We start from the raw sequence: 23,881 nt of genomic DNA, 5'->3' as shown, positions 1-23,881 counted from the left end.
CATACGAGTTGTTACTCAACTTTCCTCATAGGATCGCAGGATCAGTGGCTTCGCTTTCTCGAAGTCCTCGCTCGAACCAATCGTCAGTTCGAGATCACCCGTGCCAAAGTGGCCGATTTTGCGGACATCACGGGAGAATCCATCCTCCAGGACTACCGTGTCCGGATTGATTTTGAGGAACATCTTGAGCTGGTTTAGTGTGGGACGAACCTCAACGCATGCGAAGTTTTTTATTCTACGGTAAGCGACGTAAAAGCGCGTCACCTTCTTGGTGACATCGTCTCCCTGACCGAGCAGGAAGCTCTCAACGTCAGCAAACAACTCGACGAGCTTTGGCCCCATATCGTCAATGTATTCGGATACCGTCTTGTAGGACGTGCTCGATATAGAGCTGGATTTGGAAGGCGTGACAGTGCCCTTCATCGACGCTGAGGCGGACACTGCTGTAAGTAGCTCCAGCAGCAAGAGGTCATCACCAAACTTGCGATAGCGGATCAGCTCGATGTTACGGCCCATCTGCTTGACTGCATGCTCATCATACTTGGTGAAGTCTGCAGCTATACAGATCAGGCGTGGGGCACTCCATTCGATCTGCTCGGCGGCTTCCTTGCCATAATGATCTCGCACAAGGATCTCGAAATCACCGCGGTGGTCCATCAGCCAGTCGAGGTAGAACAACCCCTGGTTTATGACGTTCTCGGAACGATCACGCTTGTATTCTATGATTACGGGATAGCCGTTCTCATCAACACCGAGCGTGTCCATACGCCCGCCATGGGAGGTCACATATTCGCTGGCGAGGAAGCGCACGCCTAGCAGCGTATCGAGGTTCTTCTCGAACAGAGTCTGAAGGCCCTTTCCCAGTGGTGCCGAGGAGCTTTCTAGCTCGCACAGCGCGCTTTCCTTAGACTGGAAGAGTTTAAGATCACTCACGTTTCCGGTGCCTCCTCGATGAAGTGCTTCAGGTCTTGGAAGATCTTCAGCATGGCTTGGTCACTGATCGCCAAACTACTTTCAGTGGTGACGTAGCCATGCAGGATTGCGTTCGCATTCTCGCGGAACGAATGCATACCCTGGCCATCAATGAATGAGTATCGTGCGACCGCAATGTTGATCAGCTTCTTCAAGCTAACGAAATCGGTCTGTTCGTCAGCGAGATAGTGCTTCTTGAGCACAAGTTCCAAAATTGCCCTACACATGGCAGCGGCTGCGGCTGGTGCTCCAGCGACGTATGAGCGGACAGCCTCATTGAACAGCGCATACAGTCCAGCCTTAGAAGTTAGGCCGTGCTTGTCGGATACATGCCTGGGCACGAACACGACAGGTAGGTTGTTCCAGCGATCAAATGCTCCGTCAAAGTCTATGCCGATCACTTGCTCAAAATACTCAAGGGCCTGAACACCGATCCTGTAGGTGTTGGGTATGAACATGAAATCCGGATCGAACCAATCGACTGCCTGCTGCTCCAGGAGTGACTTCAGCTCCTCTATTGCCTTGGCCCCATCATGGAATTCCGCGATGAATTCATTCTCGAACTCCGCGTTGGCAGATTCACGGCTAGAGGCCTTCTCGTGCTTGGCGGCAAAAATCTCGAATGGCGGAAAGGACATTTCGGGATCGCCGAATTGATCATCCAAATTTGCGGCGATGACATAACTTACTTGGGCCCGCCAATGCTGATTGTAAGCCCTCCAATCTACCATGAATTCCGGCGTCACCTGCGCATGAATCTTACGAAAGGCGCTGGCTCTATCGATCAGGTTCGCGGCGCTATCGGCACGCCATGCCAATTCCACCAGTGAGGCTTTTTCACGAAAGAAAGTGATCAGTGCGCTTGGGCTGTCATTGCACGCACCTCGCAACTGCGCAAAGCGAAGTCGAAATTGCTCCGTCGGGTTCAATTCGCTCATTCTATGACTCTTTTGTTTTTGGTGGTTTCGGAGTCTTCACGCGACCATATGTGCCGAGGAGCCCGGCAACTGGCAACCAATTCAGGGCGATACTCACCGATATGAATCGAAAAACCTTGCCCCAAATCGACTTACCAATTCAGGGCAAGGTTTTTGGCAGGCTAGTCGAGCGACCAGCCGCTCTTATCATCCCATGACACCATACCGACTGGCCCGAATTCGAGCAGCGCTGGCAATCCACGCAGCGCTTCGTTCCGGAGCCCCACGAGACCATCATGGATACGGAACATGCTGATGGCATTGTCCGGACCCACTGCGCATACACCGTGGATCCTGGCAGCAACGTCGGCACTTGGTGCGATGATGAAGCGATCCTCTCCGCCGATCTCCTCGATCCTGAACAGGTGTAACTTGTGAACGGGTTCTGCATGGGTGATCCACCCCAATGGCTCACACCAGCTCGCAATGCCCGCCGGAGCGCTCTCCAGCAGGACATCGAGGCCCTTGCGTTGATCATTCGGTAGTGTCTCGTCGACACGTTCAAGCGTGAAGCCTTGGTTTTGCTGGTTCACGCCGATCTCGTGCTCGACGACGATCTCGGAGGCTCGCTGTTCGTCGGAAGCAACGACATAGCCTGTGACCGGCCTGTCGGCGCGCGTGATTTCAACCTTATACAATTCAAAACGCATGCATCATGTCCTTTCGTGTTGTGATGCATGCAGGTTAGGTGAGCACCGCGATGGAAGCGGGTGGCTTCGATGGTGGGCGTGATGGGAATTTGCGGGGGCCATGGGTCATGCCGTGCGCTACCCATAGGCCGCCGTGGCGGCTGACTATGACGCAACCGATATCGTCGCAGATACCCCAAAATGATCGCTCAGCTCTCGGCCTTGATCGTCGGTGTTGGACAATGACCTTACAGCCTCGGCGCGAAGATCGCTTGAGATGGCGATATGATCAATCGCTTGAGCTCTTACTGGCTCCAGTCGCCCCCTGCTTACAACCTCGAACTGACTGCCAAGGGTCGTGACAAGCCGTTCATAGACGTGCTCCGGTGACCATCGTCGGGGCATCCGCTGGTTGAAGTCGCCAAGGAGCACGGTTCTGGTGGTGCGATCTTCCAGAAGGGGACCCAGGCCATCAAGATAAGTCAGATGATCTTGCCATGGCTCCCGGTCGCGACGCCCGGTTCTAACATGGGCGTCGCGCCATGGAATGCAGACCCCGATCATTCTTAACGGACCTATGTCTGTGTCGGTTACGCCCGACACGAAACGGCCGCTTGGCAAATCTGCGTGGCCAAGCTGGTCGACCTCGCGCCATGGTGATTTACTCCAGAGCATCACCTTGCGGCGATCAGCCGGGGATGAGTAACCCCAATCAGCTTCGCCTGTAATTACGTAGCCGTAGTCAGGAACGCCGCCAGTGTAGCCTTCGGTCAGACAAATGATCTGTGGCTCATGGGACGCGAGCCTAGCCAGCATTGTATCGAGGGCGTCTGAGCCGGGCGTCGCCCAGGCCAAGTTCCACGTCGAAATGGTCACAGAGCGATCTTTGATTGCCACATGGAGACCTTAGCCAAACGGCTCGTTACCTGAAAGCCCGCACTCATGCGCATTGCCAGTTCTGGACAAGCTCATTCCGATGGTGTCACACTGAAAACCAGTCACGCTGATATTGCCATTCGAGCACGCCTATCGGTCGACGAATGAGCAATCTATCAGCGGCGGCGATCGTTCAACACGAGACCCTTATCTCGCAAAAGGGGCATACAGGTCGATGTCGAGGCAACACACTTCGCCAATCCTCGTTTCTACCGATGGAACGACTGGGGCGCTCAGGCAGCTCAATTTGTCCACTTCAGGCGACGGAAGCTTCAGTGAGGCTCAAATCCAGGCGTTTGTTCACGCCCATCCAGAATGTCTTCCAGTTAGCGAAATCGACCCTGTCTTTGTTTCGCCGGTGGCAGTTTGCCGCGAGCTCAACACCTTGGCAGGGCCAATTGATAATCTCCTGATCACCCCTTCAGGTCTCCCAATCATTGTGGAATGCAAGCTCTGGAGAAATCCGGAAGGGCGCCGCGAGGTGGTCGGGCAGATTCTTGACTATGCGAAGGAACTCAGCCGGTGGTCCTCGTCGGATCTCCAGCGCGAGGTGGCCAAGCGGACAGACCTGCCCGGCAATCCGTTGCTTAAACTGCTCGCGGACGCTGGCCACCAAGTTGACGAGATCCAATTCAATGACGCGCTGACTTCGAATCTGCGCCGTGGCCGGTTCCTGCTTCTCATTGTGGGTGACGGCATCCGTGAGGGTGTTGAAGCGATCGCTACCTATCTTCAGGGCCATCTTGGCCTACATTTTTCGCTCGGCTTGGTTGAGATGCCGATCTTTAGTTTGCCCGATGGCTCTCACCTCGTGACGCCGCGGGTTCTTGCTCGCACGACCTTGATCACCAGAAGCGTGATCGCCGTGCCAGATGGACATGCGATTGAAGAGGAAGGCGACGCCGAAGTCGATCCTGATCGGGAGTCACTCACGACGGAACAGCAGAAGTTCTGGGAGGAATTTCTTGCCGGTCTGTCGCTCGATGATCCTGAGCAGCCGGTGCCGACGCCCGCGAAATTAGGATACTTGTTCTTCATGTTGCCAGCGCCGCAGGGTAGCTGTTGGATCAATGTCTGGCGCGACATTAGCCGGGGACGGGTCGGCCTTACGCTCTCTTTCACACAAGGCTCCGTCGGTGAGGCGGCGGTTAATGCATTGATGACGGACATCGAGGCTGTCCTTGAAGAGCTTGGCGGGGATGCCACCATCTCCGAGATCCGGGGCGTCGAAAAAATCCACGAAGAGAAGGTCGCGGGAGATCTGCGCGATCCACAAATCCGAGCGGCCGCATTCGAATGGCTACGAGGAAGGCTCGATAGTTGGGTGAATGTGCTCAGGCCGCGCATTAGGGCGACTGTAATGGATATGGATTGAACTGGCCGAGGACTCACGATCGCCATCAGAGGGTTATGGCAGGTCAAGCTTGTGCAAAACGGCCTTGCCCCAAACCAGCTTACCAATTTTGGGCAAGCCAATTCAGGGCAAGGATTTCACGACGCCACTACTAGGCCAACCAGCCGCACTCCTCGTCGAAATCGACCATCCCCACCGGACCGAACTCCAGCAACGTCGGCAGGTTACGCAGTCGATCGGCTGGTAGACCCGCGAGACCATCACAGACGCTGACCTGACGCTCCTCGCCTTCATCGAGGCGGAACTCGGCGCAGTAGATGACCAACGCAGTGGTCCGGTCGGGGGCGATCAAGAACGTTTCGGCGCCGAGGCTGTCCTCGATGCGGAACAGCTTCAGCATCTGCACCGATGCCACATGAGAGATCCAACCAAGCGGCTCGCGATAGCTTGCAAAGCCTACAGGGGCGTTTTCAAGCAGGCTATCAAGATCCATGCGCCAATCCTCCGCAAGCGTCTCGTCGACCCGTTCAAGCGAGAACGCCGGGGAAGCCAGGCTGAGGTCGAGCTCGTGATCGATGACCAGCTCCGCAGCGCGTTCTTCGGTGGGCGCTACTATGTAGCCTCGTGCGGCGCCGTGAGGTCGTTCGATCTCCACTTCATAGAGATTCATTCGCATGCATCATGTCCTTGTGATGTTGATGATGCATGAAGCGTAGATGCGCACCGTGGTGGATGCGGCTGGCTTCGGGATGGGTAATTCAGGGAGGCGCGGTTGAGGCTATCAACCGATCCCAACTCCAACGCTCACCTTCAAACATGCAGAGTAAGGCGGAGAACCCACGCCGATGTGTATGGACAAAAGCAATTAGAGGTGAAGATTCAGTCAGAGCCTTCGTATCAACTCTTCGAGCGTGCCTTCTTACCGCGAGTAATCTTCACGCCGAAGGCATCTGCCGTCCTTGCGATCCGTTCATCAGCCAGCGTCAGGTCACCCAAGCGATCGGCAGCCATGATTGAGGTCATCATCCTCTCAATGGCTTCGTCTACGAGCGCCTGTCGTTCGCGCCTGCGCTCGACTTCGGATAAGCCCCGCATGTATTCGCGGCGTTCCCTACGCTCGAAGAATGCCTCCAAATCCGCGACCGTCTGGTGAACGCGTGAACCCTTCTTGGCCCCCATCTTGCGGAATTCGCGTGCGACTACCTGTTGGGAAACGCCAAGACGATCAGCGATCTCACATGCATGCATGAGTCCAAGTTCGTAGCGGTCAGCATAGTGGTTCCATACGTCATCTGGGATCGCATGTTTTGCTGGCATCAACTTTTCTTCCTATGTCGCATGAGAGTGAATTTGCACGAGGACATGAATACCGCTGGTTCTTCTTGTCCTGGGTTTCATGAGAGTCCCTGGTAGTTCCCTTCAGGTAATACTTCAGGAATGCCGCCGTGGGTGCGGCAGCTACCTTTCGGTCTCTATGTTGGCCCGCCGATGGTTCAGGCACACTTCCCGCGAACAAGGCGGGTATGTTTGGTGGCCTCAGTCAGGCCAGAAGTCCGCAGAAAGCAGATAGTCTCCGTTGAACCTCTTGGTTGAGTATGCCCCCCATCCCGCTGACGTAAGAGGCTCGATGTGGGACGATCCAGCAGTGTCGGTGAACTTGTTCCAAAGACCATCAATCAAGCCCTCGACAGCCTTCACGGTGCCAAGGCGGCTAATGGCGGCCGCAAGATCCATGTGACAATGCAGGTGCGCATTGCTGGAAAGGTTTTCCGGAAATCCGATTGCGAGCAATCGACCATTTGCTCGAAGCTTCTGAGTAGCGCTCCGGCCGAGCAATGCCCGGTCAAAAAGCAGACAGAAGCTGCTGAACATCCGGCTCAGCTTCGGTAGGGTAAGCTCGCGGTTCGTATTGAGAGTGACAGCGTGATTGTATCGAGACTGATTCATCCAGTCGCAAATGGCATCGCGGATGGCGCTGCGGTGATAGGTGAGTGTCATACACACAGTATATTATAAACAACACACGATCGCCACAAAAAAGTGTGTGTCATTCAACACAGATTGAACTTGTCAGGGCTAGCCTGCTGAGAGAGCCCTTAGCGCAGCAAGGTCACTCGCCGGGATCCCCTCCCGTTCCATGCTGGGATACATCGCTCGTAGTTCTTGCACTGTAGGGACTTCGTGCACGGTCAGCCAACGCCTACGCGGAGACGGATCGGAAGCCACCTCCCGCATCACGGCGCGCTGTTCTTTGTTCAAGTCCTTCAACTGCGCACCTAAGATCGCTTCTAGTTCTTGTGGGAGGTTGTCCGATCCAGAATGTTGGCTCCCGCCAGACAAGAGGTGCCATGAAACTGACGGGTGCCTCTGTTGCACAACTGCTTGAAGAAAGGACTTTTTGTCCAGTTTCAGAGCATCGGCGAGCTGCTCTGCTCGATCGATAGGAATCGGCGCCCGTCCGTTGGCCATGTGGCTCAACACGACGGCCTGACTATATCCGAGCTGCTTGCCTAGCTGACGAACGCTGAGGCCCCGCTCCTCATTTGCGCGAACGAGCCCCTGGGAGAGCATTCGAGCTGCCGCCGAATCGGCGAATTGATAATCATTTTCCATAAAGCGCGCTATGTCATTCAACACACATGCATGTCAAACGCATTGACAAACGCCAATCGTGTGGTATCTCCCACACATACTAAAGAACATCGGTGTGCGCACTTGGTCGTGCAGGCACCGAACCACATCTGCAAGGAAGACAATTTTGAACCGCAAGACCTATAAGATCGACGAGGTCGCACAGGCGTTGGGCCTGGGCAAGACCACCATCCACAAGCTCATCCGCGAGGGCGAGCTCCAGAAGATTAAGCTTGGACGCTCGACGCTGATTCTTGCTGAATCAGTCGACTCGCTGCTTCAGCGTCACGCCGTGTAGGAGGGAGCCCGCGATGCCTCTTACTGTGAAGGAAATTGAGTCTGCGCAACCGCAGTCGAAGCCATGGAAGCTCGCCGACGAAAGGGGATTGTATCTCCTTATCTCGCCAAACGGGTCCAAGCGCTGGCATCTTCGCTACTCATTTCAAGGTGAAAAGAAGAAGATCAGCTTCGGCCCTTTCCCAGATGTCAGCCTCAAGTCAGCTCGCGCAAAGCGGGATGAAGCGCGGGCTTTGATCGCTGACGGCGTTGATCCGCTTCGGGAGCGCCGCGAGCAAAAGCTCGAAGCGAAACTCGCTTCAGAACACACCTTCGCCGCTGTGGCGCGCGAATACATCGCAAAGCGCGCCAATGATGGTGACAAGGCGATTAGCGATGCAACCCGACACAAGACCGAGTGGCTGCTGTCATTGATTGAAGCACGGCTTGGTCGCGTGCCGGTGAGGGAGATCACCGCGCCATTGCTCCTTGTTGCTTTGAACGAGGTGCAAGGCTCTGGTCGGCGCGAGACTGCACGTCGGCTGCGTTCGTTCGTCGGGCGCGTGCTCAACTATGCCATTGCGACTGGCCGTGCAGAGAACAATCCTGCTCCGGCCTTACGAGGAGCACTCGCGACGCCCTCAGTTCGCCATCACCCCGCGGTGATCGACCCAGAAGCGCTAGGAGAGCTGCTCCGAGCAATCGATGGTTATCGTGGCTTCGCCTCTACCAACGCGGCGCTGAAGCTCTCGGCGCATCTGTTCCAGCGTCCCGGTGAAATCCGCACGATGAAATGGGCAGACCTCGACTTCGTCAATTCGATCTGGACGATCCCTGCCATTGGGACAAAGATGCGTCGCGAACACCGAGTGCCCCTCTCACGACAGGCAAGCACGATCATCCGCTCAATGGAAGACGTCACTGCTTATAGTGAATATGTGTTCCCAAGCTTCAACCCGAAGAGGCCGTTGTCCGAGAACGCTGTAACTGGAGCGCTCAAGCGCCTGGGATACGCCGGAGTGATGACGGCGCATGGTTTTCGCACGACCGCCTGCTCGCTGCTAAACGAGAGCGGGGAGTTTCACCCTGACGCAATCGAACGCGCACTGGCGCACCAGGACAGTAATGCTGTGCGCGCAGCCTATAATCGGACCCAATACTGGGACGAGCGTGTGCGGATGATGCAGTGGTGGTCAGACAAGATCGACTCTCTGAAACAGCTTAACACCGCCTAAGGCTTGGGGGTCACACACAAAAAGACCCCCAAACTGAACCCCCGCAGCATGCGGATATACGCAAGCTTCGGCGATCAAGCACGAAGCTTGCATCAGAATCTTTCAATGATTTTCAGTGATTTCCGCTTATTCGCGATATTCCACGAAGAAGCTACTGGTGCCCAGAAGAGGACTCGAACCTCCACGGGGTTGCCCCCGCCGCCACCTGAAGACGGTGCGTCTACCAATTCCGCCATCTGGGCACTCGCAAGCGGCACGGTCATCCAAGGCCGTTGCCGCCGGGTAGGCGCGGGCCAATAGCGACTGGTTGCACCCTCTGTCAACGCTTGTGATTGCCTTCCCGTGCTTGCAGAAGATCGCGCGTTGCGGCAAGGCGCGCACGCATATCGCGAAGGATCCAACAGGCGAAAGCAATGGCTACATCCAAACCCCTTGAGAACAAGCTCGTCACAGTCTTTGGCGGCAGCGGATTTGTCGGCAATTATGTCGCGCAGGCCCTGCTCGAACGGGGCGCACGGGTGCGGATCGCCAGCCGCAATCCGGAAAAGTCCTTTTCGCTGAAACCCCTGGCCAACCTTGGCCAGCTGCAGTTCCAGCGCTGCGACATTACCAATCCGCGCAGCCTGCAAGCGGCCGTGGCCGGCTCCGACGCCGTGATCAACCTCGTCGGTGCTTTCAGCGGTGATCTAGCCCGGTTGATGGGCGACGCGCCGGGCGAAATGGCGCGACTGGCCAAGGCAGCTGGCGCGGGGGCCTTCGTCCATGTCAGCGCGATCGGCGGCGATGCCCGTTCGAACGTCGGCTATGCGCGGGCCAAAGCACTGGGCGAAGCGGCAGTGCAGAAGAATTTCCCCAATGCCACGATCGTCCGCCCTTCGGTGATTTTCGGCAAGGACGACAATTTCATCAACATGTTCGCCGGTCTGATCCAGCTGGCCCCGGTGCTGCCGGTGTTCGGGCCCGAAGCCGAAATGCAGATCACCTTTGTCGATGATGTGGCCGAAGCCATCGCCGCCGCAGTGACGGACCCCGGCAAGCACGGTGGCAAGACATACGAGCTCGGCGGACCGGAAAAGCTGACCATGCTCGAGCTCAACCGCCGGATCGCGGCGGCACAAGGCCGCAAACGCACCTTCATCCCGATGCCGGACGGCGTTTCAGCAACCTTTGCCACGCTGCCGCTGACCCCGATGAGCCGCGACCAATGGGCACTGCTCAAGCCGGGCAATACGGTGTCGGGCGATTACCCCGGCTACAAGGAATTGGGCATCGAGCCGCGCCCGCTGGGACTGTTCCTTGACCGCTGGATGGATCGCTACCGCAAACACGGCCGCTTCGGGAAAGATACACTCAGCGCTGCGAACTGAGGCTAGTCTCCTCCGGCGGGAGGGGCATCCGGCTTCGCCGTTCCCAGCAGATTTGCCGGTTCGACCAGCAGGATGGCGCCGTCACTGCCGATAATCCGCACGCGCGTGCCGATCGCAAGGTCAGGTCCGCGCGCGATCCATTCGCTGTCGCCATATTTGATTCGCCCGGTCCCGCCATCAAGCGCTTGGGTGACGATCGCGGTTTCGCCCACCAGGCGCGATCCGCGCTGGTTGAGCAAAGGATCGGTGCTCTCGATCGGCGAATCGCGCAGGAAGCGCCGCGCGCTATAAGCCGCAATCAGCGAGGTAGAGACAAACACGATGATCTGCGCGGGCAGGGCCAGATCAAGGCCCAGCGTAAGCAATCCGGTGACAATCGCGGCGACGGCCAGCCAGATCAGATAGACCCCCGGCACCAGCAGTTCGAGCGCGGCCAGGATCAGCCCGATCGCGATCCACACCCAATGGGCGTCAAAACCCTCCAGCCCGTTCATCAGCTTTCACCGGCGCGCGGCACGCTGGTCCGCGCCCGCTCTTGCGGCAGCTGGGTTCCGCTGCGCCCACCGACAGCTGTGCCAGCATCCGCTTGCTTCGGCGCCATCGCATCACGCACCAGCTCGCCGATCCCGCCCAGCGAGCCGATCAGCTGGGTCGATTCAACCGGGAACAGGATCGTCTTGGCATTGGGACTATCCGCAAACTTCCCGACTGCCTTGGTGTATTCCTGGGCGATGAAGTAATTGATCGCCTGGTTGCCCGAAGCAGCAATGGCGTCAGACACCATCTGCGTAGCCTTGGCTTCAGCTTCCGCGGCGCGTTCGCGCGCTTCGGCATCGCGGAAAGCCGCTTCGCGCTTGCCCTCGGCTTCGAGGATGGCCGATTGCTTGCGCCCTTCGGCACGCAGGATCGAGCTGGTCTTGTCCCCTTCCGCTTCAAGGATTTCCGCGCGCTTCAGGCGCTCTGCCTTCATCTGCCGCGCCATGGCTTCGGAGATATCGTGCGGCGGGCGGATATCCTTGATCTCGACACGGGTGATCTTCACGCCCCAGGGCGACGTCGCATGGTCAACCACGGCGAGCAGGCGGGCGTTGATCTCGTCGCGCTTCGACAGCGTCTCGTCGAGGTCCATGCTGCCCATCACCGTGCGCAGATTGGTGGTCGTGAGCGCCATGATCGCCTGGTAAAGGCTCGACACTTCATAAGCCGCCTTGCCGGCATCGAGCACCTGGAAGAACACCACGGCATCCACGCCGACCATGGCGTTGTCGGCGGTGATGATTTCCTGGCCGGGAATGTCGAGAACCTGCTCCATCATGTTCACCTTGTGCCCGATGCGCTCGATAAAGGGCACGATGATGTGGAGGCCGGGGTCGGCCGGCTTGGTGAATTTGCCGAAGCGTTCGATCGTATAGACGAAGCCCTGCTTCACCACCCTGACGGCCATGAACAGGAAAGTGACGAGCAACAACAACAGCGCAGCGAGAACGAATTCCATTACGACCAACTCCCCTTAGACCAGGTGGGAGCAAGCGTAACCTCCAGAGGGCGCTTGGCCAAGCGAAAGCGGCACTCTGTCAGAATTGAGATGATGGACATGCAGCCCCCGGCGCGGCAACATGGCGGCCGAGGGAGAGGAAGCGATATGATCAGGCAAGGTTTGGCGCTGCTGGCGGCGCTCGCGCTCACGGCGTGCAACATGGCGGGCGAGGATCGCTCGGCACCGCCGGCCGAAGGCGTGACCGATGCGATGATCGCGGCCGGCGTGGGCGACGAATGGCTCTCTTACGGTGGCGGTTACGAGGAACAGCGTTTCTCGCCGCTCGACCGGATCACCGACGCCAATGTAAGTCAGCTTGGCCTGGCCTGGTACGCCGATCTCGACACCGCACGCGGGCAGGAAGCGACCCCGCTGATGCATGACGGCACGATTTATGTCTCCACAGCCTGGAGCATGGTGAAGGCCTATGATGCGAAGACCGGCGCTCTCAAGTGGAGTTACGACCCGCAGGTGCCGCGTGAAACGCTGGCAAGGGTGTGCTGCGACGCGGTCAACCGCGGCGTCGCGCTCTATGGCGACAAGGTGTTCGTTGCCGCGCTCGACGGACGGCTGGTGGCGCTTGACCAGCAGACCGGCAAGGAAGCCTGGTCAACCGTGGTCGTGCCCGATCAGGAAAGCTATGCGATCACCGGCGCGCCGCGCGTAGCCAAGGGGCTGGTCTTCATCGGCAGCGCGGGGGCCGAATTCCGCGCCCGCGGCTTTATCGCTGCCTATGACTGGCAGACCGGCAAGGAAGTGTGGCGATTCCATACTGTGCCGGGAAATCCGGCGGACGGGTTCGAGAATGACGCCATGGCCCGCGCATCTGAAACCTGGGCAGGCAAATGGTGGGAGTTTGGCGGCGGCGGCACTGTGTGGGATTCGATCGTCTATGATCCGGTGACCAATCTGGTGCTGTTCGGCACCGGCAATGCCGAACCGTGGAACCCCAACACCAATGACCGCGGCCTGGGCGATGCGCTCTACACTTCGTCGATCGTCGCGGTGGATGCCGATACCGGCGAATATGCCTGGCACTTCCAGGAAACCCCGGAAGACCGGTGGGATTTCGATTCCAATGCGCAAATCACGCTAGCGGAGCTGGAAATCGGCGGCAAGAAACGCCGCGTGGCGATGCACGCGCCCAAGAACGGCTTCTATTACGTGCTCGACGCGAAAACCGGCGAATTCCTGTCTGGCGAGGCGTTCGCCCCGGTCAACTGGGCCGACGGGCTCGACCCCAAGACCGGCCGCCCCAGGATCCGCCTCGAAGCCCGCTATGAGCAGACCGGGCAGGTGTTTATCGGATCACCGGGGCTGTACGGTGCCCACACCTGGCATCCGATGAGCTTCAGCCCGAAGACTGGCCTGATGTATATCCCCGCCAACAACACCTTCATGCCCTATCTCGCGGACGACGAGTTCAAAGGCAGCGATTTTGGCATGCAATTGGGCATCGATACCGGCACAGTCGCCATGCCTGCCGACAAATCGTTACGGCAACAAGCGCTTGACGCGACGACCGGCATGTTGCTGGCCTGGGATCCAGTGGCGCAGAAAGAGCGCTGGCGGGTGGAGCATCCGGGTCCCTCCAACGGCGGGACGCTATCCACTGCGGGCAACCTGGTCTTCCAGGGCACGGCCGGCGGCGAATTCCGCGCCTATGCCGCTGACAGCGGCAATCAGCTTTGGTCATTCGCCGCGCAAACGGGAATCATTGCCGCGTCGATGACCTATGCGATTGATGGCGAACAGTATGTCGCCATCCTGGTTGGCTGGGGCGGATTGTGGGACCTCAACACCGGGTTGCTCTCCGGCAAGTCCGGACCGACCCCCAACATCAGCCGCCTGCTGGTGTTCAAGCTCGGCGGCAAGGAAGCATTGCCGCCACCGCCACCCCTGCGCGAACTGGTGCTTGACCCACCGGCCTTTACCGGCACGGAAGTACAGGTGTCCCGTGGCAAGGCGCTCTACGGCCAATATTGTGCGGCATGTCACGGCGACGCGGCTATTGCCGGGCAACTTAACCCCGATTTGCGCCATTCGCCGACCATCGCCCGCGCCGAAGCGATCCGGGCAATCGTGATCGACGGAGCGCTGGCGCATAACGGGATGGTCTCTTTCAGCAAGGCCGTGGATGGCAATGATGCAGAGGCGATCCGCCAATATCTGATCAAGCGCGCCAACGAGGACAAGGCGCTGGAAGGGACCTGAAACCAGGCATGGCCGGCGACCCGACCGACATCCGCAACTGGCGCCGCCGGCCTGACGGGATCACCACCTCAGGCCGGCTGGAGCCGCACGATCCAGCGCGACTGGCGGCGATCGGCGTGAAGCATGTCGTCAACCTTGCACTTGATGACCATCCCGAAGCGCTGGCGGATGAGCAAGCGCTGCTCGCGGCGCAAGGAATCGGCTATACCCATATCCCTGTGCCATTCGATGCGCCGACAAGGGAGCATGTCGCATCGCTTAAGGCCGCGCTCGACGCAGCCGATGGCCCGGTCCACGTCCACTGCATCATGAACTGGCGGGTGACCTCCTTCCTGTACCTGCTCGACCGCGAGGCCGGTGTGCCCGAGGCGGAAGCCCGAAGGCGCGTGCTCGATGTATGGGATCCGTTCTCCAGCGACGATCCGCGCGCACAGGTGTGGCAAGAGTTGTTGAAGGACGAGAGATCGGCCTGAGGCCCGTAAGCCCTGCCAGCATTCAAATGTAGCAGTGCATCGCCTGGCGTTGTGAGCACGCGCGCGTGCGCCATAAACTGCGCCATCGAATTCATTTGGAGAACGTGTCATGAGGCCGTTGGTCGCATCTGCGAAGGCCCTCGCCGCAGCCGGGCTGTTGCTCGGTCCCGCGACTGCAATAGCGCAGGACGAACCTGCCGACCTCGCGCAGGCGCAGCAATTGATCGCGCATGGACCGCACACGCTCACTGGCAGGCCGGGCGCCACGCGCTATTCGCTGCCGCAAACCGATGCCAAGGGGAAGAAAAAGAAGCCCAAGTCGAAGACTGAACGGGTCTATGCAGGCAACGAAGTTGTCTACTTGCTGCCATGGTCGGACAAGGTCGCCGCGGCCATCGCCAAGGGTAACGGCAGCATACCACTCACCCGCGCTTATCTGATGACCGAAGGCGGCGCCGCGCAGCGTTACAACGCGCGCACCCTCACCCGCGAAGATGGCAGCTTCCGCATCCGCGGGCTCAAGCCGGGTCGCTACGTATTGATTACGGAGGTGCCATACCAGGCGGCGGTCACCATTCGCCAGGATACCGGCAAGACCCGCACAGAGACGACCACACAGGGTTACGGAACCTTCCTGAACGGCGTGCAGATCGGCTTCGTGCCGACTTCTTCAACCTCCGTGACTTCGCCGATCTATCGCTATGATAACGCGATCAGCGACTTGAAGCACTACATCGTCAAGGTGGTGGAGGTACGCAGCGACGCGCCGGTGACCAATCTGGGAGAGATCGAATGACCCGTACCCTCCCAATCATGCTGGCGGCACTGGGCGCGCTGACGCCGCTGCCGCTGGCGGCACAAGCCGTGTCGGACGCGGAGCGCGAAGCGATCCGACAGGAAATCTTCCTTGAGGGGATCCGTGACTGCAAGCCGGCCTCGATGACACGCTGCTGGTATCTGTTCTACGGGGTCGGCGATGCTCCGGGGCGCAAGCTGTGGCTGCTCGATCTCAAGGATCAAAGCGACGGCAAGAATAAGAATATCGTCTACACCGATGTGCTGGTGATCGACGAAAGTACCAGCACACCGGCCATGGGCGCGCAGGGCACGAATGACTTCATCCTTTATGCCTATGAGGTCGACTGCAAGAAGCGCAAGATGCGAATGCGCCCCGAAAGCTTCGGCCTCGATTTCAAGGGCGAGGCGGGATACGCTGAAAAGCATGGCGAATGGTCAGACTGGAAAGGCGTGCCCTTCATGCAAACGGTGATCAAGGCAAGCTGCGACAAGGACATTCGCCTGCGACCGCTGGCGCAGGACATGGCCTGGGTCGGCGACTATGTCCGCCCAATCGATGCAGTCGATTTCGTGCGCCGCTTCCTGTGGCAGCAATAGCCGCAGGCTAAACCAGCCGCGTCAGCCCCGGAACACCACCGTGCGGGTGCCGTTCATCAGCACGCGTTCTTCCAGGTGCAGCCGCACCGCTTCGGCCAACACCCGGCGCTCGATATCGCGGCCCTTGCGTACCAGTTCCTCCGGCGTGTCGGCATGGGTGATCGGCTCGACATCCTGGTGGATGATCGGCCCTTCATCCAGGTCCTGCGTGACATAATGCGCCGTCGCACCGATCATCTTCACCCCACGCGCGTGTGCCTGGTGATAGGGCTTGGCCCCCTTGAAGCCGGGCAGGAAGCTGTGATGGATATTGATGCAGCGCCCGGCGAAATGCGCCGCCTGCTCGTTTGACAGGATCTGCATATAGCGCGCCAGCACCACCAGTTCGGCCCCGGTTTCCTCGGCTATGGCGCGCACCTGCGCCTCTTGCTGGGCCTTGGTCTCGCGCGTCACCGGCAAGTGGTGGAACGGCACACCGTCGACGTCGGTGTGCTGGATGCTTTCGCGCGGATGGTTCGAGATGATCGCCACCGGCTCCATCGGTAGCTCGCCGATGCGCCAGCGATAAAGCAGGTCGGCCAGGCAATGGTCGAACTTGCTGACCATGATCAGCACACGGCGCGGACGATCCCTTAGGGTGAGCTTCCACTCCATCGCGTGCTCGGCAGCCAGCGGGGTAAAGGCATCGCGAAAATCGTCGCGCGAGCCCGCGCCGGGATCGAACTCGACCCGCATGAAGAAGCGGTCACTCTCGCGGTCGTTGAACTGCTGCGCCTCAAGCACATTGCCGCCGCGCTCGAACAGCAGCGAGGTGACCCGCGCGGTAATACCAGGGCGGTCGGCGCAACTGAGCGTCAGGACGAGCGGTTCGGAAGAAATCATGCCAGACATTGCTGCCCTATGCGGCGCGGCAGCGCAGGTGGCAAGCGGTGTGCAGCACTGCCATCCAAATGCACTGCTACATCGCCGTAATTGCGGAGAGTGGTAGTGCGTCTAATCTTCTCCTATGAACAAGATCAGGAAGCTGCTGGCAACTTTATTCGTTCCAATTTTCGCCGGAGCCACAGGTTCTGCAGCGGTAGCCGAGACCACCCCTAACCAGCAGTCGGAACTTGCCGAACTCGCGGGCCAGTTGCGCCTCGTCGTGCGGTCGCATGAGGCGATTAGCGAACGCGATGCCATGATGACAAAACTCAATGGCCCGGACCACAGCCTGATCAGGTTCAGCCTCACTCCTTCGATCGATGCGCTTCTGATCGCCGACAAGGGCATGTCCAACATGATGATCAGCAAAGGCCATTTGGCTGATGCCCGAATTGACGAGGCTACCGCATTGACGACTGGGCGGCGGCAGGTTCTGTCGCTCCTTCCGTCTTTGCCCTCGGCACAGGATGTTACAGCAACAGGCGTCATCGTCAGCCCCACGGCAGACTATATCGGCAGCCTCATTCTGGCGGATGGATGGGATCAGCTCGCCGCAGCAGTCGAAGGCCTGCTGGTGGTTGCAGTGCCTTCTGACGACCGGATCATTGTTGCTCAGGTGGTCGAAGGTCGGCCGATAGAAACGCTCCAAGCCTTTGTGGACAAGGAATTCGAAGAAGCGAGCCGCTCGGTCTCGCGGGCGCTGCTGGTTCGCAAGAATGGCCGCTGGATCGAGCTGGACTAATGCCGGTCAGCGGCGCGTCAGCGCTTCTTCGCTTTCAGCCATAAGCTGGGCGATGATATCGGCCACCGGCTCTTCCGCCTTGACCATGCCGACAGACTGGCCGGCCATCAGGCTGCCGCCTTCGACATCGCCATCGATCACTGCGCGGCGCAGCGCACCGGCCCAGAAATGTTCGATCTGCAGCTGGGCCTCTTCCATGCCCACTTCGCCGCGGTCGAGCATGCCCGCCACTTCGATCTGCTTGGCGGTGAACTCCTCGGTGCCTTTGTTCTTGAGCGCACGCACCGGGATCACCGGCAGGCGCGGATCGACCTGGACGCTGGCAATCGCATCGCGAGCCGACGCACGGAAGAACGCTTTCTTGAAATCGGGATGCGCTATGCTTTCGCTGGCGCATGCGAAACGCGTACCCAGCTGCACGCCCGCCGCGCCCATTTCCAGATAGCCGGCTATCGCCTGTCCCTTGCCAATCCCGCCAGCGACAAAGATCAGATGCTCGTCTGCCAGTTCAGGCAGGATCTCTTGTGCCAGGACGCTTGTCGAAACGGGGCCGATGTGCCCGCCCGCCTCCATGCCTTCGATGACCAGCGCGTCCGCGCCCGAGCGCAGCAGCTTCTTCGCCAGCGCCAGCGTCGGCGCGAAGCAGATGACTTTGGCGTCATGCCCGCTTGCGCCCTTGATCGCTTCGACGCTGCCTTTGGGCGGGATGCCGCCTGCCAGTACGACATGGCTGACGCCGTGCTTACGGCAGACCTCGATCAGCTCGAACAGCTGCGGGTGCATGGTGATCAGGTTCACCCCGAACGGCCGGGAAGTCAGCGCCTTGGTCGCCGCGATCTCGGTATCGAGCAGTTCGGGCGTCATCGCCCCGCAGGCGATCACGCCAAAGCCGCCCGCATTGGAAATGGCCGAAACGAGAGTGCGTTCGGATACCCAGCTCATCGCGCCGCACAGGATCGCCGTCTCGCAGCCGAGGAAATCGGTGCCGCGCTGCATCAGCCTGCTGGTCTTGGGATAATTGCTCATGCCGCGCGCTTACGGCGCTCAATCGCGATAGGCAATGCGCAGCTTGCCTGCCGCTTCCGCCGCCATGCGCCGTGCGTGATCGGTATCGCCAGCCGCCGCCAGCGCAACACCCATCCGGCGATAGGGCCGCGTGGTCGGCTTGCCGAACAGCCGCACATCGACCGCGCCGCCTGGCACCGCCAGCGCATCGGCAAGCCCATGGAACTCGAAACCGCCACTGTCTCGGTCGGCAAGGATCACCGCCGAGGCCGACGGGTGCGCCGCAATTTCAGCGGGCACCGGCAGGCCCAGGATCGCGCGGGCGTGCAGGTCGAACTCGCTCAGCTGCTGCGAGACCAGCGTCACCATTCCTGTATCATGCGGGCGCGGGCTGAGTTCCGAGAAGATTACCTCCTCGCCCTTCACAAAGAATTCGACCCCGAACAGGCCCCAGCCGCGCCCTGCCCCAGCGAGGTTTTCGACCACTTTGCGTGCCATGTCCTGCGCCCTGGCGATCGCCGCATCGCTCATCGGCGTGGGCTGCCAGCTTTCCTGATAATCGCCGCGTTCCTGGCGGTGGCCAATCGGCGGGCAGAAGGTGATCCCGCCCGCGTGGCGCACCGTTAGCAGCGTGATCTCGTAATCGAAGTCGATGAACTGCTCGACAATCACCCGCTGCCGGTCGCCGCGCATATTAGCCACGGCATATTCCCATGCCGCTTCCAGCCCTGCCGCGTCATCGACCTTGCTCTGACCCTTGCCCGATGACGACATCACTGGCTTGATCACACAGGGGAAACCGGTGAATTCGGCGGCCGCGCGCACCTCTCCGAGGTTTTCCGCATAGCGATAGCGCGAGGTAACGAGGCCCAGCTCTTCGGCCGCGACGTCGCGAATCCGGTCGCGATTCATGGTCAGCTGTGTGGCGCGCGCCGAGGGGACGACATTGAACCCCTGTTCTTCCAGCTCGCCCAGCACCTCGGTGCGGATCGCTTCGATTTCAGGCACGATCAGGTCGGGCCGGTGCCTTTCCACCACGGCCCGTAACGCGTCCCCGTCAAGCATGGAGAAAACCTCGCTCGCATCGGCCACCTGCATCGCTGGGGCGTGGGCGTAGGAATCACAGGCAATCACACAGGCGCCCAGCCGCTTGGCCGAGATGGTGAATTCGCGGCCAAGCTCGCCCGAGCCCAGTAACAAGATTTTTGCGGTAAATGGCATGCCCCTGCTTTAGCGTGCGATTGCCGCGCCGCCAATTGCCGTGCAGATCAAGTGCCGGTCAGCTTGGCCGGGGGCGACGGCGTGGCGTCGCGGAATTCGGCGCGTTGTCCGCCCAGCGCACGTGCCACCACCAGCGCCCGTTCGGCGTGTGCCAGCACGCTATCTGGCGATCCTGACAGGGCTGCCATGCCCGCCGAAGCCGTAAGCCGGGCCCCCTTGCGCCGGAAACTCTGCGACAGGCCGGCAAAGGTCCCGATCACGTCCTGCACCAGCGCCAGCGCTTCAACCCTCTGGCAATCGGGAATGATGGCTGCAAAACGATCACCATCCAGCCGCGCGAGGATATGGCCCGCTGGCAGAATGTTCTCAAGGAAGCGGCCAAATGCCCACAGAACCTCACCCGCCATGGCCTGCCCGAATTTGAGCTTGAAAGCGGAAAACCGGTCGATTTCGAACAAGGCAATTGCGCCGTCCACTCCGCGCAACATCCGTTGCGCCAACATAGCCTCGAAGGCCTGGGCATTGGCTAGGCCAGTCACAGCATCAGTCATCGCTGCCGCAGCAACTTCGCTTTCGAGCGATCGCCGGCCATCGATCGAACGCAACAGACCCAACGTTCCGGTGATCTGGCCATCATCGTCCGGCGCCGGGCGCAGGCTCAGCGCATACCAGGAAGGTTCAGTGGATTGGCCTGCGATGGGGAACTCGAACCGATCGGCCGTTGCGAGGCCGCAAATGGCCTGGCGATGGAAATCACGCAGCGCGTTGGCATGCTCGGCAACCGAAAGGTCCGCAAGGTGCGGTTTGAACAACATTTCGGACAATCGCAGGCCAAGCACTTCGATGCCGCGCGACGCCTCTTCGATGAACCCCTCCGCATCCGTCCGGATGATGATACTGCCGGCAGATTCGACCAGCATATCTTGCAAGATCTCTCCGCATCTTGCGGAAAACACTTTGAACATTGCCGTTTGCCCCCGGCCTTGACGAACACCCCCGTCAATCCGCAATTAGCCGAGCAGCTAAATTTTAACTAACAAATGACCCGATTTTCTCTTGATTATGAGATTTACTTTTATTATCCGCGCCAAATTGTAAGTTTTTTAGACTAACTTGACTAAAAAACGAATCGACTAATGGCTTTGTTTACCATATTATTTGCTTTTAGCAGGCCTTCAATTAGGGGGAATCCCTAGTCGGCGAAGTCTGGCCGATGGTCAAATCTCGATCAGTATGCGAACGGATTCGGGTGCGATGCCAAGCGCCCTGGCAATTTCCGCGCGACTGGACTTGAGCAATTCGCTGACCGCTGCAGGTTGATCGCGCTCGTGCAAATCGGAGACCGATAGACCCAGAACCTCGGCGATAGCGGGATATCGATCATCGAGTGGACGCGCCTTGCCCTTTTCCCACGCCCAAACCGTCGGCTTGCTGACGCCCAGTCGCGATGCAACCTGCTCAAGCGTGAGGCCACGCGCCTTGCGCTGCTGTTCCAGCATTTTGCCGAAGGCCAGGCCTTGCCCGCGCGCTGGAATGGACTGACGCAATTCGGACGGCAGCGGCCCTTCCGCCTTGAGTTGGACCGCGCTGAGCGCCGCACTGCCGATCGGGCGATTGAACCGGCATCCGAAATATCGACCGCTGGACCATACGATTTCCGCAGGCACCGATGGCTCATGGGGCAAATCGACCTGAATCTCGAGCCCGGGCCTCAGATCGAGATCGGTTTCGATCAGCATCCCGCCTGCGGAAATGTTGTGGATCGCGACGTTAGCCTCTTCTCCCCCGGGCAGGCCGCCGCTGGTTTCCAGGTACAGCTGGCGCCGCTCGGCAGAACGCATGTCTGCTGAAGTCGACGTTGGATCAAGATGCGCCTTGATGGAAATCTTCCGCACTCCGTATTGCTTGGGCAAGAGTGCGAGGCGAGGGTTAAGTTTTAGTTAGGATCGGGGGTGAAGTGGGGCGAAGATGCGACCACCGGCACAACCGACGCTGTCCGTTAGTCAGAGCCTGTAACTTTGAGGCTTAAAGGAACGAACGCAGGTTAAAGGGATTGGATCGATCATGTCGCTAAAACGGAAATTGCTCGTCGGGTTCGCAGCTGTGCTGACACTCGCCCTTGGCACTCTCGCATGGCACCTTTGGCCAGCTTTCCAGGCGCCCGAGCATATCGAGGTAGGGGCCAAGATTGGCGAAAAGGTTCCGATCGATCTGCCGCTGCGCGATTCGAACGGTGCAGACGTTACATTGGCAAAGATCGCCGGGGCCAATGGCACGGTGCTGGTGCTGGTCCGCTCAGCCGACTGGTGCCCGTTCTGCAAGGTCGAGCTCAACAATCACGCCAAGATCACCGGCAACTTGCGTCAGCGCGGTTACACCCTTGCCAGCCTGTCGTATGACCAGCCATCCGTGCTGGCTGAGTTCGCCGCAGGACTGGAGCAGTCCTTCACCATGTTGAGCGATCCCGACAGCAAGTTCATCGACGCGGTTGGCCTGCGCGATCCGCAATATGGGCCAGGCCATTTCGCGCATGGCGTACCGCGTGCCAGCGTGCTGATACTGGCGCCTGACGGCACGATAACCGCCAAGTTTGTCTCAGCCGACTATCGCCAGCGCCCCAGCAACGATTTCGTGCTGTCGATGATCGAATAGCGCCGCGTCAGGCGGCTTCGCCCTTCGCATCGAGACCATAGGCGGTGTGCAATACGCGCACCGCCAGCTCGGTCTCGTCCTCGTCGATCATCACCGAAACCTTGATCTCGGAAGTCGAGATCGCCTGGATGTTGATCCCGCGATCGGACAGCGCGCGGAACATGGTGCTGGCAACGCCGGCATGGCTCTTCATGCCCACGCCCACCACGCTGATCTTGGCAATCTTGCTGTCAGTGATGATACGGTTGTAGCCGATCACCTCGCGCTTGTCCTCAAGCAGCGCCTGCGCGCGCGCGAGGTCGGCCTGCGGCACGGTGAACGTCACGTCCGTCTCGCCCTTGTCGCGGCCAACGTTCTGGATGATCATGTCGACGTTGATCGCGGCCTGCGCCAGCGGCTCGAAGATATTGGCCACCGCGCCCGGCTTGTCGGGAACGCGGGTCAGGATCACCTTCGCTTCGTTCTTGTCATGCGCGATACCGGTTACGAGCTGGCGTTCCATGTCGCCGTTCTCCACTAGTTGATCCATTTCCTCATCCGACACGATCATCGTGCCGGGCAGTTCATCGGCGGGGATAGCGTCATCGCCCAGGAAGCTCGAGAGCACCTGTACCCGCACCCCTTCCTTCATCGCGAGCCCGACCGAACGAGTCTGCAGCACTTTCGCCCCAACCGAAGCGAGCTCAAGCATTTCCTCATAGGTCACCGCCTTGAGCTTGCGCGCCTTGGCAACGATGCGCGGGTCAGTGGTGTAGACCCCGTCGACATCGGTGTAGATGTCGCAGCGGTCGGCATCGATCGCCGCAGCCACCGCGACTGCCGAAGTATCCGATCCACCGCGCCCCAGCGTGGTCACCCTTCCATCCGCCGCCAGGCCCTGGAAGCCGGGGATCACAGCGATCTCGCCCGCCTTCATTGACGCTACAAGCGCATCCGAATCGATTGAGTCAATCCGTGCCTTGGCATGGGCTTCAACGGTGCGCACAGGCAGCTGCCAGCCAAGCCAGCTGCGCGCCTTGCAACCCATCGATTGCAGCGTCAGCGCCAAAAGGCCGCTCGTCACCTGCTCGCCGCTGGATACGACCACATCATATTCGGCGGGATCATAGAGCGCGTTGGCTTCGCGGCAGAAATTGACCAGGCGGTCGGTCTCGCCCGCCATGGCCGAAACGACCACTGCAACTTCGTGCCCGGCGGCCTGCTGCTTGCGCACGATATTCGCCACGCGACGAATGCGCTCGGACCCCGCCATCGAGGTGCCGCCGAATTTCATCACGATACGTGCCAAGGTACTTTTGCTCCTAGCTGGTCCGAATCCCCGCGCGCTGTTAGGGGTGGCGA

The 23,881-nt window shown here is 59.6% G+C and carries 25 protein-coding genes and 1 tRNA gene; 10 read left to right on the top strand and 16 right to left on the bottom strand.

All coding sequences use genetic code 11. From position 1 onward, the window contains the following. Positions 1-15: 15 nt before the first annotated feature. From G6N82_RS10355 to G6N82_RS10340, 4 genes are all read right to left on the bottom strand, one after another. A complete protein-coding gene (locus G6N82_RS10355) occupies positions 16-933 on the bottom strand; it encodes a DUF5655 domain-containing protein (protein ID WP_165196210.1) in 918 nt (305 codons plus the stop codon). After that, positions 930-1,910: a DUF4145 domain-containing protein gene (locus G6N82_RS10350; protein WP_165196208.1), complete on the bottom strand. Its 981-nt coding sequence runs from the start codon at positions 1,908-1,910 to the stop codon at positions 930-932. The genes G6N82_RS10355 and G6N82_RS10350 overlap by 4 nt, the downstream gene beginning before the upstream one ends. 161 nt (positions 1,911-2,071) lie before the next feature. Then, complete coding sequence (locus G6N82_RS10345; RefSeq protein ID WP_165196206.1) at positions 2,072-2,599, bottom strand: hypothetical protein; 528 nt, start codon at positions 2,597-2,599, stop codon at positions 2,072-2,074. Positions 2,600-2,743: 144 nt separating this feature from the next. Beyond that, positions 2,744-3,475 carry an endonuclease/exonuclease/phosphatase family protein gene (locus G6N82_RS10340; protein ID WP_165196204.1) on the bottom strand — a complete coding sequence of 244 codons (732 nt, stop codon included), beginning with the start codon at positions 3,473-3,475 and terminating at the stop codon, positions 2,744-2,746. Between the two features lie 286 nt (positions 3,476-3,761). Here G6N82_RS10340 and G6N82_RS10335 point away from each other — a divergent pair, with 286 nt between their 5' ends. Continuing rightward, positions 3,762-4,889, top strand: a complete 1,128-nt coding sequence (locus G6N82_RS10335) for a hypothetical protein (protein WP_206520164.1) — start codon at positions 3,762-3,764, stop codon at positions 4,887-4,889. A 130-nt stretch (positions 4,890-5,019) separates the two neighbouring features. Here G6N82_RS10335 and G6N82_RS10330 read toward each other — a convergent pair whose 3' ends face one another. The 3 genes from G6N82_RS10330 to G6N82_RS10320 form a co-directional block, all read right to left on the bottom strand. Continuing rightward, positions 5,020-5,538, bottom strand: coding sequence for a hypothetical protein (locus G6N82_RS10330; protein ID WP_165196200.1), 519 nt, complete (start codon positions 5,536-5,538; stop codon positions 5,020-5,022). A 227-nt stretch (positions 5,539-5,765) separates the two neighbouring features. Further along, positions 5,766-6,185 carry a hypothetical protein gene (locus G6N82_RS10325; protein ID WP_165196198.1) on the bottom strand — a complete coding sequence of 140 codons (420 nt, stop codon included), beginning with the start codon at positions 6,183-6,185 and terminating at the stop codon, positions 5,766-5,768. A 219-nt stretch (positions 6,186-6,404) separates the two neighbouring features. Beyond that, a complete protein-coding gene (locus G6N82_RS10320) occupies positions 6,405-6,866 on the bottom strand; it encodes a hypothetical protein (protein WP_165196196.1) in 462 nt (153 codons plus the stop codon). A 760-nt stretch (positions 6,867-7,626) separates the two neighbouring features. Here G6N82_RS10320 and G6N82_RS10310 point away from each other — a divergent pair. Both G6N82_RS10310 and G6N82_RS10305 read left to right on the top strand, forming a co-directional pair. After that, on the top strand, positions 7,627-7,797 hold the full coding sequence (locus G6N82_RS10310; protein WP_165196192.1) for a helix-turn-helix domain-containing protein: 171 nt from the start codon (positions 7,627-7,629) through the stop codon (positions 7,795-7,797). 13 nt (positions 7,798-7,810) lie between these two features. Then, complete coding sequence (locus G6N82_RS10305; protein ID WP_165196190.1) at positions 7,811-9,010, top strand: integrase arm-type DNA-binding domain-containing protein; 1,200 nt, start codon at positions 7,811-7,813, stop codon at positions 9,008-9,010. Between the two features lie 155 nt (positions 9,011-9,165). On the opposite strand, the gene G6N82_RS10300 is transcribed toward G6N82_RS10305, so the two are convergent. Next, a tRNA-Leu gene (locus G6N82_RS10300) sits at positions 9,166-9,252 on the bottom strand. A gap of 171 nt (positions 9,253-9,423) precedes the next feature. Between G6N82_RS10300 and G6N82_RS10295 the strand changes: the two genes are divergently transcribed. Further along, positions 9,424-10,377, top strand: a complete 954-nt coding sequence (locus G6N82_RS10295; protein WP_165196188.1) for a complex I NDUFA9 subunit family protein — start codon at positions 9,424-9,426, stop codon at positions 10,375-10,377. A 2-nt stretch (positions 10,378-10,379) separates the two neighbouring features. Here G6N82_RS10295 and G6N82_RS10290 read toward each other — a convergent pair whose 3' ends face one another. After that, complete coding sequence (locus G6N82_RS10290; RefSeq protein ID WP_165196186.1) at positions 10,380-10,871, bottom strand: NfeD family protein; 492 nt, start codon at positions 10,869-10,871, stop codon at positions 10,380-10,382. Further along, positions 10,871-11,872: an SPFH domain-containing protein gene (locus tag G6N82_RS10285; protein WP_165196184.1), complete on the bottom strand. Its 1,002-nt coding sequence runs from the start codon at positions 11,870-11,872 to the stop codon at positions 10,871-10,873. Before G6N82_RS10285 ends, G6N82_RS10290 begins: the two co-directional genes overlap by 1 nt. Positions 11,873-12,019: 147 nt before the next feature. Between G6N82_RS10285 and G6N82_RS10280 the strand changes: the two genes are divergently transcribed. The 4 genes from G6N82_RS10280 (at position 12,020) to G6N82_RS10265 (ending at position 15,996) form a co-directional block, all read left to right on the top strand. Then, positions 12,020-14,128 (top strand): PQQ-dependent dehydrogenase, methanol/ethanol family, encoded by a 2,109-nt coding sequence (locus tag G6N82_RS10280; RefSeq protein WP_165196182.1) that lies wholly within the window; start codon positions 12,020-12,022, stop codon positions 14,126-14,128. A gap of 8 nt (positions 14,129-14,136) precedes the next feature. Next, positions 14,137-14,601, top strand: a complete 465-nt coding sequence (locus G6N82_RS10275) for a protein tyrosine phosphatase family protein (protein ID WP_165196180.1) — start codon at positions 14,137-14,139, stop codon at positions 14,599-14,601. A gap of 109 nt (positions 14,602-14,710) precedes the next feature. After that, entirely contained in the window at positions 14,711-15,397 is a 687-nt protein-coding gene (locus G6N82_RS10270; RefSeq protein ID WP_165196178.1) for a hypothetical protein, read from the top strand. Beyond that, positions 15,394-15,996, top strand: a complete 603-nt coding sequence (locus G6N82_RS10265; protein ID WP_165196176.1) for a hypothetical protein — start codon at positions 15,394-15,396, stop codon at positions 15,994-15,996. Before G6N82_RS10270 ends, G6N82_RS10265 begins: the two co-directional genes overlap by 4 nt. 21 nt (positions 15,997-16,017) lie before the next feature. Here G6N82_RS10265 and purU read toward each other — a convergent pair whose 3' ends face one another. Continuing rightward, entirely contained in the window at positions 16,018-16,878 is an 861-nt protein-coding gene (purU, locus tag G6N82_RS10260; RefSeq protein ID WP_165198163.1) for a formyltetrahydrofolate deformylase, read from the bottom strand. 124 nt (positions 16,879-17,002) lie between these two features. Between purU and G6N82_RS10255 the strand changes: the two genes are divergently transcribed. Beyond that, positions 17,003-17,662, top strand: coding sequence for a hypothetical protein (locus G6N82_RS10255; protein WP_165196174.1), 660 nt, complete (start codon positions 17,003-17,005; stop codon positions 17,660-17,662). A 6-nt stretch (positions 17,663-17,668) separates the two neighbouring features. Here G6N82_RS10255 and G6N82_RS10250 read toward each other — a convergent pair whose 3' ends face one another. The 4 genes from G6N82_RS10250 to G6N82_RS10235 all read right to left on the bottom strand — a co-directional run bounded on the left by G6N82_RS10250 (position 17,669) and on the right by G6N82_RS10235 (position 21,783). Continuing rightward, positions 17,669-18,688, bottom strand: a complete 1,020-nt coding sequence (locus tag G6N82_RS10250; protein WP_165196172.1) for a nitronate monooxygenase — start codon at positions 18,686-18,688, stop codon at positions 17,669-17,671. Positions 18,689-18,706: 18 nt separating this feature from the next. Then, a complete protein-coding gene (purT, locus tag G6N82_RS10245) occupies positions 18,707-19,888 on the bottom strand; it encodes a formate-dependent phosphoribosylglycinamide formyltransferase (RefSeq protein WP_165196170.1) in 1,182 nt (393 codons plus the stop codon). Positions 19,889-19,935: 47 nt separating this feature from the next. Next, positions 19,936-20,808, bottom strand: coding sequence for a sensor domain-containing diguanylate cyclase (locus tag G6N82_RS10240; RefSeq protein ID WP_165196168.1), 873 nt, complete (start codon positions 20,806-20,808; stop codon positions 19,936-19,938). A gap of 297 nt (positions 20,809-21,105) precedes the next feature. Beyond that, positions 21,106-21,783, bottom strand: coding sequence for a helix-turn-helix domain-containing protein (locus G6N82_RS10235; protein ID WP_241255067.1), 678 nt, complete (start codon positions 21,781-21,783; stop codon positions 21,106-21,108). Between the two features lie 169 nt (positions 21,784-21,952). Between G6N82_RS10235 and G6N82_RS10230 the strand changes: the two genes are divergently transcribed. Beyond that, complete coding sequence (locus tag G6N82_RS10230) at positions 21,953-22,540, top strand: redoxin domain-containing protein (protein WP_165196166.1); 588 nt, start codon at positions 21,953-21,955, stop codon at positions 22,538-22,540. Between the two features lie 7 nt (positions 22,541-22,547). Here G6N82_RS10230 and G6N82_RS10225 read toward each other — a convergent pair whose 3' ends face one another. Beyond that, the gene (locus G6N82_RS10225) at positions 22,548-23,828 is read right to left on the bottom strand and encodes an aspartate kinase (RefSeq protein ID WP_165196164.1); all 1,281 of its coding nucleotides are present in this window, start codon (positions 23,826-23,828) and stop codon (positions 22,548-22,550) included. Positions 23,829-23,881: the final 53 nt, after the last annotated feature.

It is taken from the genome of Altererythrobacter sp. BO-6 (assembly GCF_011047315.1).
Lineage (GTDB): Bacteria > Pseudomonadota > Alphaproteobacteria > Sphingomonadales > Sphingomonadaceae > Erythrobacter.
The sequence above is the reverse complement of the archived record's forward strand: the minus strand, read 5'-3'. Positions and strand labels throughout refer to the sequence as shown.

What these genes read in the sequence shown, in the direction of transcription:
- G6N82_RS10350 (WP_165196208.1), bottom strand. Translation starts at nt 1,910, where the DNA reads ATGAGCGAATTGAACCCGACGGAGCAATTTCGACTTCGCTTTGCGCAG.
- G6N82_RS10345 (WP_165196206.1), bottom strand. Translation starts at nt 2,599, where the DNA reads ATGCGTTTTGAATTGTATAAGGTTGAAATCACGCGCGCCGACAGGCCG.
- G6N82_RS10330 (WP_165196200.1), bottom strand. Translation starts at nt 5,538, where the DNA reads ATGAATCTCTATGAAGTGGAGATCGAACGACCTCACGGCGCCGCACGA.
- G6N82_RS10325 (WP_165196198.1), bottom strand. Translation starts at nt 6,185, where the DNA reads ATGCCAGCAAAACATGCGATCCCAGATGACGTATGGAACCACTATGCT.
- G6N82_RS10320 (WP_165196196.1), bottom strand. Translation starts at nt 6,866, where the DNA reads ATGACACTCACCTATCACCGCAGCGCCATCCGCGATGCCATTTGCGAC.
- G6N82_RS10305 (WP_165196190.1), top strand. Translation starts at nt 7,811, where the DNA reads ATGCCTCTTACTGTGAAGGAAATTGAGTCTGCGCAACCGCAGTCGAAG.
- G6N82_RS10295 (WP_165196188.1), top strand. Translation starts at nt 9,424, where the DNA reads ATGGCTACATCCAAACCCCTTGAGAACAAGCTCGTCACAGTCTTTGGC.
- G6N82_RS10290 (WP_165196186.1), bottom strand. Translation starts at nt 10,871, where the DNA reads ATGAACGGGCTGGAGGGTTTTGACGCCCATTGGGTGTGGATCGCGATC.
- G6N82_RS10285 (WP_165196184.1), bottom strand. Translation starts at nt 11,872, where the DNA reads ATGGAATTCGTTCTCGCTGCGCTGTTGTTGTTGCTCGTCACTTTCCTG.
- G6N82_RS10280 (WP_165196182.1), top strand. Translation starts at nt 12,020, where the DNA reads ATGATCAGGCAAGGTTTGGCGCTGCTGGCGGCGCTCGCGCTCACGGCG.
- G6N82_RS10275 (WP_165196180.1), top strand. Translation starts at nt 14,137, where the DNA reads ATGGCCGGCGACCCGACCGACATCCGCAACTGGCGCCGCCGGCCTGAC.
- G6N82_RS10270 (WP_165196178.1), top strand. Translation starts at nt 14,711, where the DNA reads ATGAGGCCGTTGGTCGCATCTGCGAAGGCCCTCGCCGCAGCCGGGCTG.
- G6N82_RS10265 (WP_165196176.1), top strand. Translation starts at nt 15,394, where the DNA reads ATGACCCGTACCCTCCCAATCATGCTGGCGGCACTGGGCGCGCTGACG.
- purU (WP_165198163.1), bottom strand. Translation starts at nt 16,878, where the DNA reads ATGATTTCTTCCGAACCGCTCGTCCTGACGCTCAGTTGCGCCGACCGC.
- G6N82_RS10255 (WP_165196174.1), top strand. Translation starts at nt 17,003, where the DNA reads ATGAACAAGATCAGGAAGCTGCTGGCAACTTTATTCGTTCCAATTTTC.
- G6N82_RS10250 (WP_165196172.1), bottom strand. Translation starts at nt 18,688, where the DNA reads ATGAGCAATTATCCCAAGACCAGCAGGCTGATGCAGCGCGGCACCGAT.
- purT (WP_165196170.1), bottom strand. Translation starts at nt 19,888, where the DNA reads ATGCCATTTACCGCAAAAATCTTGTTACTGGGCTCGGGCGAGCTTGGC.
- G6N82_RS10240 (WP_165196168.1), bottom strand. Translation starts at nt 20,808, where the DNA reads ATGCTGGTCGAATCTGCCGGCAGTATCATCATCCGGACGGATGCGGAG.
- G6N82_RS10230 (WP_165196166.1), top strand. Translation starts at nt 21,953, where the DNA reads ATGTCGCTAAAACGGAAATTGCTCGTCGGGTTCGCAGCTGTGCTGACA.